This window comes from Fulvivirga marina (genome assembly GCF_016775155.1).
Lineage (GTDB): Bacteria > Bacteroidota > Bacteroidia > Cytophagales > Cyclobacteriaceae > Fulvivirga > Fulvivirga marina.
The window spans coordinates 124,733-141,134 of sequence record NZ_JAEUGD010000004.1 but is presented as its reverse complement, the minus strand read 5'-3'; the positions used below and the strand labels follow the sequence as shown (position 1 = coordinate 141,134).

Annotated in this window: 14 protein-coding genes; 9 read left to right on the top strand and 5 right to left on the bottom strand. The window is 40.0% G+C overall.

The genetic code is table 11. The features are described from left to right. Positions 1 to 493 precede the first annotated feature (493 nt). The 4 genes from JMN32_RS02395 to JMN32_RS02380 all read left to right on the top strand — a co-directional run bounded on the left by JMN32_RS02395 (position 494) and on the right by JMN32_RS02380 (position 4,770). The gene (locus JMN32_RS02395; protein ID WP_202854678.1) at positions 494 to 1,357 is read left to right on the top strand and encodes an AraC family transcriptional regulator; all 864 of its coding nucleotides are present in this window, start codon (positions 494 to 496) and stop codon (positions 1,355 to 1,357) included. 156 nt (positions 1,358 to 1,513) lie between these two features. Beyond that, on the top strand, positions 1,514 to 1,651 hold the full coding sequence (locus JMN32_RS02390; protein ID WP_202854677.1) for a hypothetical protein: 138 nt from the start codon (positions 1,514 to 1,516) through the stop codon (positions 1,649 to 1,651). A 302-nt stretch (positions 1,652 to 1,953) separates the two neighbouring features. Next, positions 1,954 to 2,271: a hypothetical protein gene (locus JMN32_RS02385; protein WP_202854676.1), complete on the top strand. Its 318-nt coding sequence runs from the start codon at positions 1,954 to 1,956 to the stop codon at positions 2,269 to 2,271. A gap of 3 nt (positions 2,272 to 2,274) precedes the next feature. Further along, positions 2,275 to 4,770: an Hsp70 family protein gene (locus JMN32_RS02380; protein ID WP_202854675.1), complete on the top strand. Its 2,496-nt coding sequence runs from the start codon at positions 2,275 to 2,277 to the stop codon at positions 4,768 to 4,770. Positions 4,771 to 4,773: 3 nt separating this feature from the next. On the opposite strand, the gene JMN32_RS02375 is transcribed toward JMN32_RS02380, so the two are convergent. Then, positions 4,774 to 6,318: a hypothetical protein gene (locus JMN32_RS02375; RefSeq protein ID WP_202854674.1), complete on the bottom strand. Its 1,545-nt coding sequence runs from the start codon at positions 6,316 to 6,318 to the stop codon at positions 4,774 to 4,776. Positions 6,319 to 6,614: 296 nt separating this feature from the next. On the opposite strand from JMN32_RS02375, the gene JMN32_RS02370 reads away from it, so the two are divergent. Beyond that, positions 6,615 to 7,268, top strand: a complete 654-nt coding sequence (locus JMN32_RS02370; RefSeq protein ID WP_202854673.1) for a GDSL-type esterase/lipase family protein — start codon at positions 6,615 to 6,617, stop codon at positions 7,266 to 7,268. A 91-nt stretch (positions 7,269 to 7,359) separates the two neighbouring features. After that, positions 7,360 to 7,890, top strand: a complete 531-nt coding sequence (locus JMN32_RS02365; RefSeq protein WP_317191752.1) for an acyl-CoA thioesterase — start codon at positions 7,360 to 7,362, stop codon at positions 7,888 to 7,890. A 107-nt stretch (positions 7,891 to 7,997) separates the two neighbouring features. Here JMN32_RS02365 and JMN32_RS02360 read toward each other — a convergent pair whose 3' ends face one another. The 4 genes from JMN32_RS02360 to JMN32_RS02345 all read right to left on the bottom strand — a co-directional run bounded on the left by JMN32_RS02360 (position 7,998) and on the right by JMN32_RS02345 (position 13,144). Then, a complete protein-coding gene (locus JMN32_RS02360; RefSeq protein WP_317191751.1) occupies positions 7,998 to 10,124 on the bottom strand; it encodes a thioredoxin domain-containing protein in 2,127 nt (708 codons plus the stop codon). Next, on the bottom strand, positions 10,121 to 11,098 hold the full coding sequence (locus JMN32_RS02355) for a GSCFA domain-containing protein (protein ID WP_202854671.1): 978 nt from the start codon (positions 11,096 to 11,098) through the stop codon (positions 10,121 to 10,123). Before JMN32_RS02355 ends, JMN32_RS02360 begins: the two co-directional genes overlap by 4 nt. A gap of 100 nt (positions 11,099 to 11,198) precedes the next feature. Further along, entirely contained in the window at positions 11,199 to 12,569 is a 1,371-nt protein-coding gene (locus tag JMN32_RS02350) for a hypothetical protein (protein ID WP_202854670.1), read from the bottom strand. An 83-nt stretch (positions 12,570 to 12,652) separates the two neighbouring features. After that, complete coding sequence (locus JMN32_RS02345; protein WP_202854669.1) at positions 12,653 to 13,144, bottom strand: DUF1905 domain-containing protein; 492 nt, start codon at positions 13,142 to 13,144, stop codon at positions 12,653 to 12,655. Positions 13,145 to 13,299: 155 nt separating this feature from the next. Here JMN32_RS02345 and argB point away from each other — a divergent pair, with 155 nt between their 5' ends. Genes argB through argC form a run of 3 tightly spaced genes read left to right on the top strand, consistent with a single transcriptional unit; the run spans position 13,300 to position 16,379 of the window. After that, the gene (gene argB / locus JMN32_RS02340; protein WP_202854668.1) at positions 13,300 to 14,142 is read left to right on the top strand and encodes an acetylglutamate kinase; all 843 of its coding nucleotides are present in this window, start codon (positions 13,300 to 13,302) and stop codon (positions 14,140 to 14,142) included. A gap of 12 nt (positions 14,143 to 14,154) precedes the next feature. Next, entirely contained in the window at positions 14,155 to 15,348 is a 1,194-nt protein-coding gene (locus tag JMN32_RS02335; protein WP_202854667.1) for an aspartate aminotransferase family protein, read from the top strand. Further along, a complete protein-coding gene (gene argC / locus JMN32_RS02330) occupies positions 15,345 to 16,379 on the top strand; it encodes an N-acetyl-gamma-glutamyl-phosphate reductase (RefSeq protein ID WP_202854666.1) in 1,035 nt (344 codons plus the stop codon). The genes JMN32_RS02335 and argC overlap by 4 nt, the downstream gene beginning before the upstream one ends. The last annotated feature ends 23 nt before the right edge of the window (positions 16,380 to 16,402 follow it).

The following is a 16,402-nucleotide window of genomic DNA, read 5'->3' as shown; positions in this document are numbered from 1 at the left end:
ATTAACTTTTGTGCGATGTGAGGTGTTTTATATATCAAACCTTATGAAAAATTTGATTTTTTATGACACCATTTATATACAGATTTTTAGAAAGGGAGTGAAAATGATTTTGGTTGTCAATATTTTATAAAAGTAAGTAGCTTAATTATCAATGTCATTTTTGTTTAAATACGAATATTTCATAGGCATGTAGTATAATATGGGGTTTAGTAGGGTTAATAACTTGGTAAGATAAAATAGTATTGAAAAATGATCAAGCAGCAACAGTTTGAGCATCAGGTAGAACGTTGTGGGTAACAAATATATCTTATCGTTTTTCCGGAAGTGAAACGGCTGGGAAATATAGACTTGGGTTGCCGGCTCAAAGCATGAAAAAAAGACGTGTTTTGAGAAGAAATACGCTAAGATAATACTATATTGTCTGTTGTTTTAAACTATCTTGCTAAAAGATAGATTTATGACATTATTACTGTCGTAAAAATGTAGATATCAGGTGAAAGTACTGCCATTTAAAGTTTCAAAGACAATAAATTCATCCTTCCTCATACAAGTAGATGATCAGCCCTACTTCTATGATATATTGCATAAGCACCCGGAACTGCAGCTGACCACTATTCTGGAAAGCGATGGGACGGTTCTCATCGATGATTATGTAGGAAACTTTAAAGCCGGCGATGTATTCCTTATTAATAGTAACGTACCCCATGTATTTAAGAACGATAAGAAGTATTACACCGAATCCGAAGACCTGAGAGCTTTAGGCATCTCTATCTTTTTTGAGGAAACACTATTTGGAGAGAAGTTTTTTAAACTTCCCGAAACCCAACTGGTTGGGCAGTTTTTAAGTAAAAGACAATCTCTTAAGTTAAACCGGAATACCGCGGAACTATTAATACCAAAAATCACCCGGCTACAATCCTTGAACAACCTGAGTAAGGTAATAGAGATGCTTTCTATATTGGAGATTTTAGCCAGCGCAGAAGATAGCATTTCACTGACCTCGGAAGTAACACACGATTACACTGAGTTGCAAGCAAAGCGTCTCAACGATATCTACCAGTTCACTATGAATGAGTTTCATCGGGAAATTACTCTGGAGGAAGTGGCCGACGTTTCTAACATGACGGTGCCATCCTTCTGTCGCTATTTCAAAAAAAGGACCCGCAAAACTTATATAGAGTTTCTAACCGAGATGCGTGTAAGCTACGCCTGTAAATTATTGCAAAAAGAGGATCTCAGCATTACAGGAGTCTGCCATCTTTCAGGCTTCAACAACCTTTCTAATTTCAATAGAAAATTCAAGAAAATAACCGGTTATACGCCTACCGTTTTCAGAAAGATCAACCATAACTTATAGCAGATCACATGGCTTTAAGGGGAGAGCAATCAGGATACCTATGCATAAAGGTTAGGTATTCCCCCTTATTCAATGTTTTATTTTAAAATCCACTTATTATTATGTGAATAATGATAAGCTTTTGGTAGTCAGCGTCCTTTAAAGTACTTGGATCAGGTGAATATCGAAGGAGGAAGGTATTATTTAAAATATCACCCAGATAACCCGGAACTACGCGAAGTGCTTTGGAATAAGCCAGTATCAGATACTGTAGGAAAAGCACCTAAGGAGGGATGGAAAGAATTACCTGAATAAAATAAATGACTTATGAAAAAAAGTGATATTATTTATACTGTTATCGTTTTTTTAACATAGGGTGTACAATATTTTTCATTCTTAATTTATTGATTATCTGCTTGTTGTTCATATTTGAGCGCATGTTGTTTAAATATTTCTCCTGAAAATATGCTTTGAGGTAGGGGAGAGATTCAAAAGAAAATACGACCAGCATGGATCCTGAAAATTATGAAGCGTAATAATATTGCGTTAACTTTAGGTTCCCCATATTTTTTGACAATACAAAATCAATAAGTTAACCGCCTTAATGTCTAGTTTGTATGGAGTCTATCTTAGGAATTGTCAATCAGATTTTTGAAATGGAGCAGAAACTTGCTTCTAAAGGAGATTCTTCAGGAGTTACACGGAATGTTAACAGGATGAAACATTATCTGGAGGAGTATGGGTATACGTTTTACGACCCTTTGCATGAAGACTATAATGATATGCGAACTGACTGTGAGGCCAGTATAGTTGGTGACTTTGAGGAAGGAAACATGTATATAAGCAAAGTTATCAAACCCATAATTTTTAAGGAGGGTGGAGAGACACCTGTCATTATACAAAAAGCCGTAGTTATTGTAGAAAAGAAAGCCTGATGTATGAGTAGTACCATTGATTTTGCCATAGACCTTGGAACAACCAATTCGGCCATAGCGAGGTCAACACATGGAGGAGTTGACGTTTTTAAAAACCCACTGGATCTTAAACAGACCCTGCCATCAGTAGTGGGGTTTAGAAGAAATAGAATTATAGTTGGAGATAAAGCCAGAGAGCTGCTAGGTAAGGATCCCGAAAATGTGTTCGGAAGCTTTAAAAGAAAAATGGGGACTACTGAAACCTTTTTTGTAGCCAATACCAGTGAAACAAAAACTCCTGTTGAACTGTCAGCCTATGTTTTGCGCGAACTCAAAACCTTCGTTCATACCGGAGAAGAGGTGGCCTCAGTGGTGATTACCATACCAGCATCATTTGATACGATACAGTCCAATGCCACGAAAAAGGCCGGCTATGAGGCTGGTTTTGAGGAGGTAGTGTTGCTTCAGGAGCCTATAGCCGCATGCCTGGCATTTGCTAATAATGGAGACAGAACAGAGAAGGCTGGCAAATGGCTGGTCTATGATCTTGGTGGAGGAACTTTTGATGTGGCCATTGCTTCCATCAATGAACAGGAGTTGAAAATTATTGACCATAGAGGAGATAATTTTTTGGGAGGTCTTGATTTTGACCATCGTATGGTTACTGATATCTTTCTTCATGCTATATTTAGTAACCCTGCACTGGCATATCTTAAGAAAGAGTATGAGGAAAGAACACTGGATTTCAGAAGGCTGTATCAAGTACTGTTATTGAAAGCTGAAGAAGCAAAAAAACAGCTGTCTGTAAAGGAAACTGTAGAAGTTGAATTGGAAATAAACGATGAGGATGGAATAGAGGAAGAGATAATTATTTCGGTTACCCGGGATCAGTTTAATAACTGTATCCATGAGAAACTATCGTATGCATTGGATCTCGTTGAAGAGCTACTGATCGATAATGAACTTGAACCAGCAGACATTCAGCAAGTAATATTGGTAGGAGGTAGCACTTACATACCATTGGTGCAGGAGCTTTTGAAATCAAGACTCAGGATAGAAGTAAATGCTTCGGTTGACCCTACCACGGCTGTAGTGGTGGGTGCGGCGCAGTATGCCGCAGGGAAACAGAAGAAGGTTAAGGTGGCTAAAAAGGAAGTTGCAGACTCTGATAATGAAGTCAAGGCGAGGATTTCATACCCCAAATCCAGTATGGATAGTGAAGAGGTATTATTGCTTGATTTTGAAAGTGATATAGAAAGTCATTTTTATAGAATCAGGAGAGAAGATGGTGGTTTTGATACAGGTATTAGAAATGCTGTACCTAAAGTCAGGGAATTTCTTACTCTGGCACCTGACCGGTTAAATAACTTTAAGGTGGAGGTGTTAAATGCTCAGCATGCTCCGGTGCCTACCAATATACCCGAAATAGGTATTTTGCACGGTAAATTCAACATAGACGGGCAACCTCTCCCCAATGATATCTGCCTCGAAGTTGATGACTTAGAGGAAAACCGGACCAAGCTGGAAGTAGTTTTTCCCAAAAATAGTATACTTCCATTAAATAAGACCGTTTATCGAGAGGTGTCAAAAACCATTTATCGTGACGGGCAAGACAAGTTAATTGTTAATGTACTGGAAGGTGACAGGTATGCACTGCCGGAAACCAACCAGGCCATTGGTATTATAGAGATCGATCCTGCCAAGCTGGATATGGATCTGGTGAAAGGGTCTGACCTTGAAATAAGGATGGAAATCTCAGAGTCACGCGATCTGAGGGTAACTGTGTATCTCAATCAGACCGATCAGGAGTTTGATCATGTGTTTAATTCTTCAGAAAAATATGTGAGTACAACAAGGATGGAAGATGAGTTGTCCTTACTTATTCATAATATTAGGAAAGACCTTGGGCAAAAGGAGAGAGAGGAGGATTTTGAAATGGCTACAACGTTGAGGGAATACCTTGCAGAAGCTATGGCTGTGGAAGAGGAGGTTGCTCTTATGAAAAACACCCTGTCCGGAGATGAAAAATATCACGTTTGTGAGCGGAAACGCCGGTTGGCTCAGAAGTACGATCAGTTGGGTAAACATGCGCGACTTACCAAATTACGTGTTGAATATTACCAGCTAAAGGAAAGGCTAAAAAAACGGATAGACGAAAATGGTGACAAATCAGCAAGTTTGCGCTTTGGTGAGATTGTAGAACATGAAAATGAAGTGATGAAAGGACAGAGTGTATACTTGATGGAGGGGCACGTAAAAAAGCTGGAATCTTTAAACAATGATCTCTACATAAACTCTGACGAAGGGATTATAGATCTGTACCACCGGATTTCTATTATGGATAATTCCAGATTCAGTGATGAAAAGCTTGCGGTCAATTATAAAGACCAGGGGCAGCAGGCACTGGCAAGGCAGAATTACAAGGAGCTAAAGGTAATTGTGTTTAATCTTTTGCACCTGTTACCAGAGAAGGAAGAGAAGAGTGCATGGAAAAACTTCAAGGGAACGGGTATAGGCTGACATTTATTCAGTATGATTACCCGATAATGTTTTGAGATAAAAGTATTCGTTAACTTCTTTGAATCCACTGGTGTGGTTGTTGCCGGAAAACTTCAGACTGTTACCTTTATCAATATAAAGTGAAAAGCTGGAATCACGGCATGGGGTAGTATGGCTACACTGCCTTTGCCATATTTTATCCAGAAAGGTAAGTGTAGTGGAGTCAACCTTTGCAAAATGCTGGCGTTGGGTGGTCTCCAGTTTGGAGCGCAAGTCATGCTTCCAGTGTTGTCCCGGGTAAAACTGTAAGTAATCTTTACTAGCCATATTGAATGACAGCTTTTCGCCAGGGTTCAGGAAGGCTGAATAGTTGTGCCAGTTCGTAGATAGAAACACTACAACATCATAGTGAGACTCATTTGTTACTGAAATTTTCTGGCCAATTTCTGGTGTATAGCTGATCAGGTTTTGATATTCAGAGGTATAAGGCCAAAGAGTAGAGTCCGCTATATTAATGGAGTTATTTTCCTCAGCCATCAGATAGCCCTGTTTAATTTGTTGTTTGCATAGCATTTTGAGATCCAGCATATTTTTTAAGTGGGTTAGCCTATGTGTCATGGGCTGAGTGAGCTCCATTTTGTAATCGACACGTCTGGAGCTGGTGTTGTCACAGTTTTTCAAAATGAAAATAAGGAAAAATATCGCCATAAACCCAACTTTAAATATTATGGCACCTGAGCCTTGGGATTCAGTTTCTTTTTTTCCTGCTGATGATGAATCTCCGGTTACTCTTTGAAATATTTTCAGATTGTTTTTAATGACCTCTTTGATCTCATCAGAGCAGTTAAGGGCGCTAAGAGAAAAATAAAGCCTTTTACAAAGGTGAGAATGGTTGTGTTGGATTGTTACAGTGAGGTTGATGAGTTCAGTGGCAAAATTATCACGCAACACCCCAAAACCATCAGGCAATTGATTGAGGAATTGAATAAAATAGTAGTTGATATAGTGGCATTGATGTTCTTTAAATTGACCTACGCCTCTTTCATTGAAGAGCTTAAGCTCAGCCGTAATTCCCCGAATGTTGCTTTGTAGCTTTCCAAATGTGACATCATAATTAGCATGTTCGATCAGTTGAGTAGCCTTGATTATCTTCAGGCCTCTAGTGTATTCCTGACGCGTAAATGTCTGACTTAATATTTTGCCTAAAGGCTGGGCCAGGTAAGGGGAGACGAAAGCTTTAAAACCACTGGCTTTATCATGAGAGAGCAGTTGCTCATCAAAAATCTCTTCATAGTCATCAAGTGTCTTGTTTTCAAGTAAAGCCCGCAGACCCGGATTTTCATTTATCCAGCGATGGTAGATCAGGTACTCTGTATTCGAAAGACTTTCGAATAGCAGTAAAATGTCATTTTTGGTTAATGTCTCCCCATCAATAGTTATACTTCCGTTGTCAGCATGGTCTATCTCAACTAAAAGAATCTTTTTAGCCTTTGTCAGAGTCTGGTCATTGATCTCCTTCAAGTCAATACCAGTGTAGTCAAGAATTGGAAAGGGAGATCTATAATGCATCGTAAGTCCGGTTTAAAGAATATGCATGGGGAGTTGATACAAAACTAAAACTAAAAAGTAAATATCATGGAGAAGCAATTAAGTAAATGGTATTAAGAAAAATGGAATTCAGGTATTTAAGGCTGATAAACCATACTAGTGTAACACCTCTGTTTTATACTTATATCATTGAAAACCAAAAAAGGTTACCTTGCATAGCAGGGATATTTTGATGATAAACTTGGGTTTTTCTCTTCTTTTGAAGAATTTTAAAGAACGGGGAGAAAACTTATCACGTGATAATTAAATTTCAGACCATGAGAATTTTAACGATTGGGGCACTTATTTTTTACATATTCATATCTCCTGTTTTGGGGCAAAGCAAATGGGAACCTGAATTCAGGAAATTTGATGAGCAGGACAAGCTTAACCCTCCTCCCAAAGAAGGTACGATAATTTTTACGGGAAGTTCATCCATTCGTATGTGGAAAGATGTAGCCAGTGTTCTGGATAACGATAATGTCATTAACAGAGGGTTTGGAGGTTCAGAGTTTGTAGATATCATCGAAAATTTTGACAGAGTACTTGCCAGGTATAGCCCTGCCCAAGTGGTTATCTATTCGGGAGATAATGATATTACTCATGGAAAGACAGCTGTTCAGGTTTACGGTGATTTTTGCACAGTCTATGGTATGATTAAGGCTAGGTTTCCTGAGACGAAGGTTAGTGTGATCTCTATCAAGCCCTGTCCGGCCCGGTGGAATAAAGCCAGGGAGATTGAAATGGCGAATGAAATGATCAAAAAATATGCAGAAACTAAGTCGAACCTGACTTTTGTAGATATTTATGATTCAATGCTTACTTCAGAAGGCAAACCTAAGCCAGAACTTTATCTTGAAGATGGTATTCATATGACTGATGCGGGGTATGAGATATGGAGGAGAGCCATTACTCCTATACTAACGCCCTGAATGGATTTAAGCGATGTAGTATTGGAGTTAGGACGGATAGTTACTGGCTCATACAGTAATATCAAGTGCCATTTTAGGAATAATAGTTAAGGTGAATGTATATATTTGCCGGATCACTTTATGGCCGGTATTGGAAAAGCCTGACCAAGCTGGTTTCACTTTTAATTTTGTAACCTCGAATATGGATATTTTTGATCAGTTTACCTTTAAACAGGACCTGCAAGTGCGTTGGATGGACCTTGACCCATTGGCACACGTCAACAACTCTATTTATATACAATACTTTGAATTAGGCCGTGGTAAATACATGTCAGCGGCAAGCCCTACATGGGACTGGCATAAAAACATGTTTTTGATCGCAAATATTTCCTGTGATTACAAAAGGGAACTCAAGTTAACAGATCATAACCCTACGGTGTGGGTGCGCACTATGAGATTTGGAGGCAAAAGCTTTGATTTGGAATACATCATTTGCACTGAGAGGGAAGGGCAGACTATTCTCCACGCCCAAGGCAAAAGCACACAGGTTATGTTTGACATGAAAGAAAGGAAAAGCATGGAGATTCCTGAGTGGCTTAAAAATGAAATACTGGCCTACGAGAAAGAAGGAAGTATCCTGTAATTTAAAAACCAGGCCGTCTAAAAAGTATTTTGAAACGGCCTCAGGTTTTAATATACACAATTTTTTTCAGGTAGGAACCCGAATAAGTTTCTCCTTATGCGATAGTCTCATTTTAGCTGTTCATAGGCTTGATCAATATCTGTAACTGGTAATTTGCATGTTTTGTTGTAGCAGACATATATAGTTGTCTGATCATTTATCGCTTCTTTACCTTTCAGTAGCGGTAAATTACTGCTTTGTTTTGTTCCTATTACTACTTTGTTAGGATAGTATCTCTTGCCAAAACGGATCCTGATATTATTGGCATTGCTGCCCACTATGGCTACTTCGGCTGTGGATGATGCCAAATAACTGTAAAGTATGCCCCAGTTGTAAAGGTATGTCGGTTCCCCTTCCAGTAGAGAAGTCATTTTCCCAATCATAGCTTTGCTTTTCGATTTATAATCGTCATTATCATAAATAATACCCAATAAGTGGAGGTTTAATGCCATTTGTGAGTTTGAGGCGGGGATTACATTGTCAAAAATCTCTTTTTTTCTGACTATTAGTTTTTCGGAGCTATCATCTGTGTAAAAGAAAAGCTTTTCGCCGTTGTCGAAAAAATGCTTGAGCGTATAGTCAGTCATTGTTTTAGCCTTGTTTAGCCACTTTTCGTCAAATGTGGCTTGGTACAGTGCAATAAAAGCATCGATAACATGGGCGTAATCCTCCAAATAACCATCTATCGTAGCCTTGCCCTCTTTATAGCTTCTGAATAACCTCTCACCATCACTCATTTCGCTGGTAATGAAGGATGCATTGTTAAGGGCCATGGTCAGAAATTTTTCTTCTCCAAAAGCTATATAAGCATCAACAAGGCCTTTTAACATCAGACCATTCCACCCCGAGAGAGCTTTGTCATCGAGGCCAGGCCGTACCCTTTGGGTACGCTCTTTTAAAAACAAATTATTAGCTTTTGCTATTTTTTCATTGAGTATAGCTACGTCAATACCTCTTTGTGCTGCAAATTCATGGTCAGAGATTCTTCTATGCAAAATGTTTTTACCTTCCTCCCAGTTTCCTTCCTCTGTGATGTTGTAGTAATCTTTGATCAGGTCGCTGTCATCGCCTGTGATCTTTTCAATCTCAGCCTTTGTCCAGACGTAGAATTTTCCTTCTTCGCCTTCACTATCTGCATCCAGTGCAGAATAGAAGCCCCCCATGCTATTGGTCATCTCTCTCTCCAGCCATTCTATGGTCTGGGACACTACTTGTTTGTATAATTCATTACCGGTTGCCGTATAAGCTTCAGAGTACAGGCTTACCAGCTGGCCATTATCATAAAGCATCTTTTCAAAGTGAGGGACAAGCCAGTTGGCATCTACTGAGTAACGGGCAAAGCCTCCACCAGCCTGATCATAAATACCGCCGTATGCTATCTCATGCAGTGTAACCTCAATATGCCGAAGAGCTTCCTGATTATCGGTAAGGTGATAGTAGCGGAGTAGGAAGAGCCACTGCCCGGGCATTGGAAACTTTGGAGAGCGGTTAAGGCCGCCCCTTTTTTTATCAAAGCGAGCAGCTATGCTTTCGTACATCTTATCCATGCCGTTGACATTGTACTCTGAACCTTCATTCTTTAGCCGGTATTTGATCACCTCGCTTGTAGCTATGGCATTGGTGAGCTGTTCGGCAGACTCTTCTATCTCTCCACGTTTCTCGTTATATACTGTGGCTACTTGCTGTAGCAGCTTAGCCCAGGCTTGTGGGGGAAAATATGTGCCTCCGTAAAATGGCTTTTGGTCGGATGTGAGAAAAACGTTCAGTGGCCAGCCACCATTTTGCCCCATAGCTTGTAAAGCATCCATATATATCTGATCTACATCGGGTCTTTCTTCACGATCTACCTTGATGGCTATAAAATGCTCATTCATAATGGCGGCTATACTATCATTCTCAAAAGATTCACGCTCCATGACATGGCACCAGTGACAGGATGAATAACCGATGCTTACTAATATGGGCTTATCTTCTTTGCGAGCCTTATCTAGCGCTTCTTCACTCCACGGGTACCAGTTTACAGGGTTGTAGGCGTGCTGTAACAAGTAGGGGCTTGTTGCATCGATCAGGCGATTAGCTTTTCCTTCCTTATGTATGGGGGCTTGGTTCATGATGTTTTCGTTTGTGGTTTTAGTTATGCAGTTTGTTAGCAATACTGCCAGCAGAAAGGTTCTGATCAATCTGACGGCATTCATTTTTTTATCAGTTGTTGTTCCAGCAGGGCAACTTCCTGCTTGATGTCAATCTTACCCTCTAAACGCTTGACCCGGGTAATGGTTTCTTGCAAAAAATTTTGGTGTGCATCCGAAGCCGGATTAAACGGGCGGTGATGTATGGCTTTTAGAATTTTGTCCCATTCCTCTATAAACGATACAGTATCAGCATCGAGATAGGCCTCACTAAACTTTTTCCAAATATAATCTTCAGCATCCAGAGTAGGGTGTATCATATCCGTTTTGTAGAAGCGATAATCTCGGAGGTCATCCATCATGATTTCGTAGCTGGGAAAATATTGTATATTATCATATTCCCTTTCCAATGTGTCGCAGGTTATCCTCAGTATGGATTTACTCACGCTGTTTTGTTCCATGGTGTCCTTGATGTGTCTTACCGGGGAGACTGTTAGGATGATCCTGATATCTGGATAGTTACTCATCAACTGTTGATTAAAAGCTTCAAATCTCTCAATGATTTGCTTTTGAGTGAGAAGTTCTTTGCTAAAGTGGCGGGCTGGTATTTTATGGCAATTGGCTACAATCTCTTGGTTGCTTTTTCTTCGGTAAATAAAAGAAGTGCCAAAGGTCATGATCAACCAGTTTGACTTCTTAAGGTGTTTATGAGCTAAGTCTATGGCTTCATGGATGGAATTTTCAATTTCCATGGGCTCTTCATGAGAGAAAGAGGAGTGGAAATCATAATTGGCCTGTAGCCCCTGTGTCTCTACATAAGTGGACTGATCAGGGTAATTTTTTGAAAGTGTATACCCCAGAAGTTTAAAAATAGAAACAGGGTTATAGACAGTACCATATGGGTTGGCCAGACTGTCGAATTTGTAGTTGGCAAAGCGCTGGCCCATGCAGTCAGAAAAGCAGGAGCCAATGGAAAGAACAGGAGATGAAATATTTATTTTATCTCGTGAAGCTTTTGGTATAATTTCCGTTCTGAACATAGGGTAAAGTTAAAAAGGAAAACAGAGAATCTGGTTGCTCCAAACAATTTACATACTCACTTCAGTGCATGATGGGAGATCAAAAAAACAAAAAAGAGGATTACCTGCTTTGAACAAAAATTCCTGATGTGGATGTAAAATAAGAAAAGTAATCCCTTTTCATTAGGTCGTTAATAAAATTACCTGATTTAGGGGTGCTGTAGTAGGCCTCCGGGGCATTTTTCAGGGCATGATATAGATCGTTGAAAGAGAAATACCCCAATGGTTTGCGAAGGCCCGTCAAAGTTTGTTCGGGTCCGACAAATAAACCAATTGAATGAGGCATTTGAGCTATTATTTCTCCTTTATGATTAAAATACTTTTTCCATGAAACAGATACAATAGTGACTGAGCGACCTACATACATTACTCGCTGGCTTAAAAGGTACTCTTCGTCCTCTTCATTATCGGAATCACTTGATGTATAAATAAATTCCTCACTTGCTTGGAGTGTCCATTCTTCCTGAGTCATCTCATTGTTAAGCATGTTATCTTCATATACTCTTGTTATTTTCCCTTCCTCAATAGCCTGCATAATCAGCGTTGGTAGTTCTTTTTCTTCAATGTAGAACCTGGCATTCTCAGGGTGTAGTAAGTGTATTTCTTCATTTTGAATAATGAAGAAATTTTCATCTAGAAGGAGAGGCTGGCTAGGTACAGAGACTTCGGCGATGCGGGTTTTTATCTTTTTCTTGTTCTTTGTTATGTAATTGCCTTCCTGAAGCGCTGTTGCCATTAGTTTAATTTCTGCCTTTGCTGATGAACCTTGAAATGGAAGCTCTTGCATTAACCTATGATCCAAGTCATAGAACTGTAGTTTTTCATAGTCTCCTTCAGGGTTCCTTAAGAGGTGAATATAGCTATAATTAGTATCAGGAAAAATGTTGTAAATAATATCATCTGCATAGTAGCCGTTTGAATGTAAGACCTGGCCTTTCCATAACCACGAGTTGCTATTGTACACCCATAGTGTTTTTTTTTGATTGAGATAATTACACAGTTCAGCGAAAGATACTGAGAACCTGTGCCGCTCGGACTTGCTGCTATCGTTTACATTGAAATGAATATAGTTTAGTCCCGTGGTCCTATTATTCCTTTTTGAGACATCTACTTCTATAGCGGTGAAGTCGCGGCCAGTATACGAAATGGTGTCAACTGTTCCAAAGCCATTGTCGGCGGTATATACAATCATTTTGGCTTTAAACGCTTCTCTACTTAATGAAGTAATGGTGTTTTTGCTATAGTCTATATCATAGGCATGGACCTTTCCTTTTTGTATGGCTTCGATGGTCAATTGAGGTAATGAATAGACTCTTGAAAAGAAAGGTTTGTTCTCCTCTGCACTAAGGTCAATGCGCTGAAGATACCTTCCATTTTGTGCATTTGTATTAATGATGATGAGGCAGAACAAGAGGGTTATTAACCTATGCATTGGGGTACTTTCTTGGTTTTGAACAATCTCTCAATATACTAAAAAAGTCATCACTTTTAAGCGAAGTGTTTATAAATTTTGCCTTAGTCCTTTCCCAGCAAAAAGCGGAATGTTTCCTTTCCTTCTATTGATTTTTTAAGGTTTTCAATTAACCTTATGGCCCTTTCTAACTTAAGGTTAGGGCTTTTTACCCCGGAGACATAATAGATAATGTAGCGTTGCATTCCCGGTGTCAGTTTATCGAACCTGCGTTTACCTTCATAGTCTTGCTTTAACAATTCTTCAAGTTCTTCCGGCACATCCATACCATACTTGCTATTATCCTTTTCAAGAGCTACCTGTACCTGATCGCCCAGTTTTACCCCGAGCTCTTTCATACGTTTGGCATTAATACTGATGTAGGCTTTACCCTTACCCAGAGCCATCAGCCCACATTGAAAAGATAGTACATTATTGACCGTACAGACCAGTCTGATTTTCATCGTACCATACTCATCAACAACTTCCTTGGGAATCTCAAGGTACTTCATATTGATGTAGTCGAGTTGGCCAATAGTGGTTTTGAATTTGATCATGGAAATCTGAGATTATAGTTTGATTCGGAGTTAAGATTGAGTGTATAATAGCTGAGTTTACATCCACTAAGTTTCTTTAAAAATGTCGAAATTTCAGATTAGACGCCATATTTCTTTCTATTCCCTTTGTTATTGCCTAACTTAGCATTTATAACATGGAGGAAAAAAACAGTAAGTCAAAACCTATCATCGTTATCAAGTATGGCGGCAACGCCATGGTCTCTGAAAATCTCCAACGCGCTGTCCTGAAAAATATCTGCACGCTAAAGTCACAAGGATTCGCTGTTGTTATCGTACATGGAGGAGGTCCCTTTATCCAGGAAATTCTTGATCAGGTTGATATTAAAAGTGAATTCATACACGGTCACCGTAAAACTACGCCTGAAGCGCTTCGCTATGTTGAGATGGCGCTGAAAGGCAGAGTAAATGGTGAGGTAGTCAATATAATAAATAGCCTTGGGCAAACTGCGGTTGGTCTTTCCGGGCGTGATGGGAAGATCATTACAGCCAAAAGGTACTACCATGAGCACAACGATAATGGTAATATTACCCGCATGGATCTTGGGCAGGTAGGTGAGGTAAGTCAAATCAACCCTCGACTGATCTATCTTTTGCTTGAGCAGGACTATATACCTGTAATTACATGCATAGCCCCCGACAAGGATGGCAATAGTTATAACATCAATGCCGATCTTTTTGCCGGCAGTCTGGCCGGTCACTTAAATGCTCGTGTTTTTGGTGTATTGACTGATGTGGATGGCCTGATGAAAGATATTAATAACCCTGATAGTCTGATCAGAGAAATTTCTCTGCAAAATATCAAACAATTCATAGATGAGGGGGTTATTAAAGGTGGAATGATACCAAAAACAGAAGCCTGCCGCCTGGCAGTAGAAAGAGGAGCTTCCAGGGCTACCATCATCAATGGGAAGAAACCAGAGCAAATCCTTTCGCTCATGGATGAAAATCAATCTATAGGAACTACTATAAAACTATAACTTAAACAATTTATGGAAGCGTTAACAAACGCAACACTCAATGAACTTGACAAGGAATACTATTTACAAACTTTTAGGCGCTACCCGATAGCTTTTGAGAAAGGGAAGGGCACCCGGTTGTGGGATGTTGAGGGCAACGAATACCTCGATGTACTGGCTGGCATAGCTGTTTGCAATTTGGGCCATTGCCATCCGGCAGTAACAGAAGCTATATGTAACCAGGCTCAGGAGCTGGTACATATTTCAAATTTTTTTGTAAGCAAACCTCAGGCTGAGCTATCCAAACTGCTTTGTGAGCTTTCAGGCCTTGACAGGGTGTTTTTAGCCAACAGCGGAGCCGAATCTGTAGAAGGGGCCATTAAGCTGGCTAGAAAATATGCGCACAGCAAAGGCAGGGGTGGTAATGTTATGGCTATGCAGGGGTCTTTCCATGGGCGTACGCTCGCCACTATAGCCATGGGTAAAAAAGCCATGCAACAAGGCTTCGAGCCTATGCCTCAGGGATTTCAACAGGTACCCTTCAATAATATCACTGCAGTGGAAAATGCTATAGACGATCAGACAGCGGCAATTATTCTTGAGCCGGTACAGGGAGAAGGAGGTATTAATGTGGCAGGCAAGGAGTACCTGCAACAGCTTAGAAAGCTTTGTAATGAAAAAGACATTGTACTGATATTCGATGAGATTCAGTGTGGCATAGGAAGAACGGGTAAAATGTTTGCCAAAGAACATTATGGTGTAGAACCTGATATCATGACACTGGCAAAAGGATTGGGAGGAGGTGTGCCCATAGGAGCTATTCTCTGTAATGAAAAGGTTGGGTCGGCAATAGACTTTGGTGACCACGGAACAACCTTTGGGGGGAACCCACTGGCATGTGCAGCCTCATTAGCTACCCTGAATATCATCAAAGATCCCGGATTTCTTAGCGAGGTGGAGCGCAAAGGTGAGTTTCTGTGTAGGGAGATAAGAAATAGCGGCTTGAACGGTTTAAAGGAAGTCAGGGGCTTGGGACTTATGGTAGGTGCCGAATTTGAATTTGAAACGAAACCTGTGGTAGCCAAAATGCTGGAACACAGTGTTATAGCTAATGCAACCGCTGAAAGGGTAGTACGTTTCGTTCCTCCATTGATCATTACAGAAGAAGAATTGAAACATGCTGTTGAAATTATGGTTACGGCCATTAAAGAGTTGAATGCAAAATGAGAAAAAAGAAAATAGGAATAATTGGAGCTACAGGGTATACAGGGTCAGAACTGGTTCGGATACTGCTCAATCATCCTGAAGTGGACATTGCGGCCATTACTTCTGAAAGTAGAAAGGGAGACCAGTTTGCAGAAGTTCATCCTTTTTTCAGGGGCTTGATCGACCAGCAATTAGTGTCCATTAAAGACATTGAATCAATGGATCTCGATGTGGTATTTCTTGCTCTGCCTCATGGAGTTTCAATGGATTTTGTGAAAGATCATGCAGATAAACCTTATCCAGTGATTGACCTTTCAGGGGATTTTCGGTTGGATAGCCCGGAAACGTATGAAGCCTGGTATAATAAAGGTCATATATACCAAAAGGGTTTTGAGGACGCTGTTTATGGAATACCCGAACTTTTTAAAGAAGAAATCAAAGATAAAAAGCTGATAGCGAATCCTGGGTGTTATCCGACCAGTGCAATTCTTGGGCTGGCCCCGCTTGTTGAAGGGGGAATGATAGAGTCGCAAGTCATTGTTGATTCAAAATCAGGTATTACCGGGGCAGGGGTGAAGGCTAAAGCAGCTACTCACTTTCCTAATGTTAATGATAACTTTAAAGCTTATAGCGTTAAGAATCATAGGCATACCATTGAAATTGAAGGAACTCTGAACAAACTGAGTTCTGATGAATTAAAGGTTCAATTTACCCCACACCTTCTGCCCGTTGACAGGGGTATAGTTTCTACTATATACTCAAAACCTAAGACAGGAGTCAATACGTCAAAGATCAGCGAGGTCTATAAAGATTTTTATAAAGATGAACCCTTTATTCGGCTGACAGACCAGCCACCGGCCATTAAGGAGGTGCGTGGTACTAACTATTGCGATATTTACTGCACTTATGATGAGCGAACTGATAACTTTATTACCATTAGTGCTATAGATAATCTGGTAAAAGGAGCCGCTGGTCAGGCAGTACAAAATATGAATTTATTATTTGGCTGGGATGAGACTGCCGGTCTCAGGCAAGTACCTATGAATCCTTAAAGATAAACTTCCAAACTATAAGA

What these genes read in the sequence shown, in the direction of transcription:
- JMN32_RS02385 (WP_202854676.1), top strand. Translation starts at nt 1,954, where the DNA reads ATGGAGTCTATCTTAGGAATTGTCAATCAGATTTTTGAAATGGAGCAG.
- JMN32_RS02380 (WP_202854675.1), top strand. Translation starts at nt 2,275, where the DNA reads ATGAGTAGTACCATTGATTTTGCCATAGACCTTGGAACAACCAATTCG.
- JMN32_RS02375 (WP_202854674.1), bottom strand. Translation starts at nt 6,318, where the DNA reads ATGCATTATAGATCTCCCTTTCCAATTCTTGACTACACTGGTATTGAC.
- JMN32_RS02370 (WP_202854673.1), top strand. Translation starts at nt 6,615, where the DNA reads ATGAGAATTTTAACGATTGGGGCACTTATTTTTTACATATTCATATCT.
- JMN32_RS02360 (WP_317191751.1), bottom strand. Translation starts at nt 10,124, where the DNA reads ATGAATGCCGTCAGATTGATCAGAACCTTTCTGCTGGCAGTATTGCTA.
- JMN32_RS02355 (WP_202854671.1), bottom strand. Translation starts at nt 11,098, where the DNA reads ATGTTCAGAACGGAAATTATACCAAAAGCTTCACGAGATAAAATAAAT.
- JMN32_RS02350 (WP_202854670.1), bottom strand. Translation starts at nt 12,569, where the DNA reads ATGCATAGGTTAATAACCCTCTTGTTCTGCCTCATCATCATTAATACA.
- JMN32_RS02345 (WP_202854669.1), bottom strand. Translation starts at nt 13,144, where the DNA reads ATGATCAAATTCAAAACCACTATTGGCCAACTCGACTACATCAATATG.
- argB (WP_202854668.1), top strand. Translation starts at nt 13,300, where the DNA reads ATGGAGGAAAAAAACAGTAAGTCAAAACCTATCATCGTTATCAAGTAT.
- JMN32_RS02335 (WP_202854667.1), top strand. Translation starts at nt 14,155, where the DNA reads ATGGAAGCGTTAACAAACGCAACACTCAATGAACTTGACAAGGAATAC.
- argC (WP_202854666.1), top strand. Translation starts at nt 15,345, where the DNA reads ATGAGAAAAAAGAAAATAGGAATAATTGGAGCTACAGGGTATACAGGG.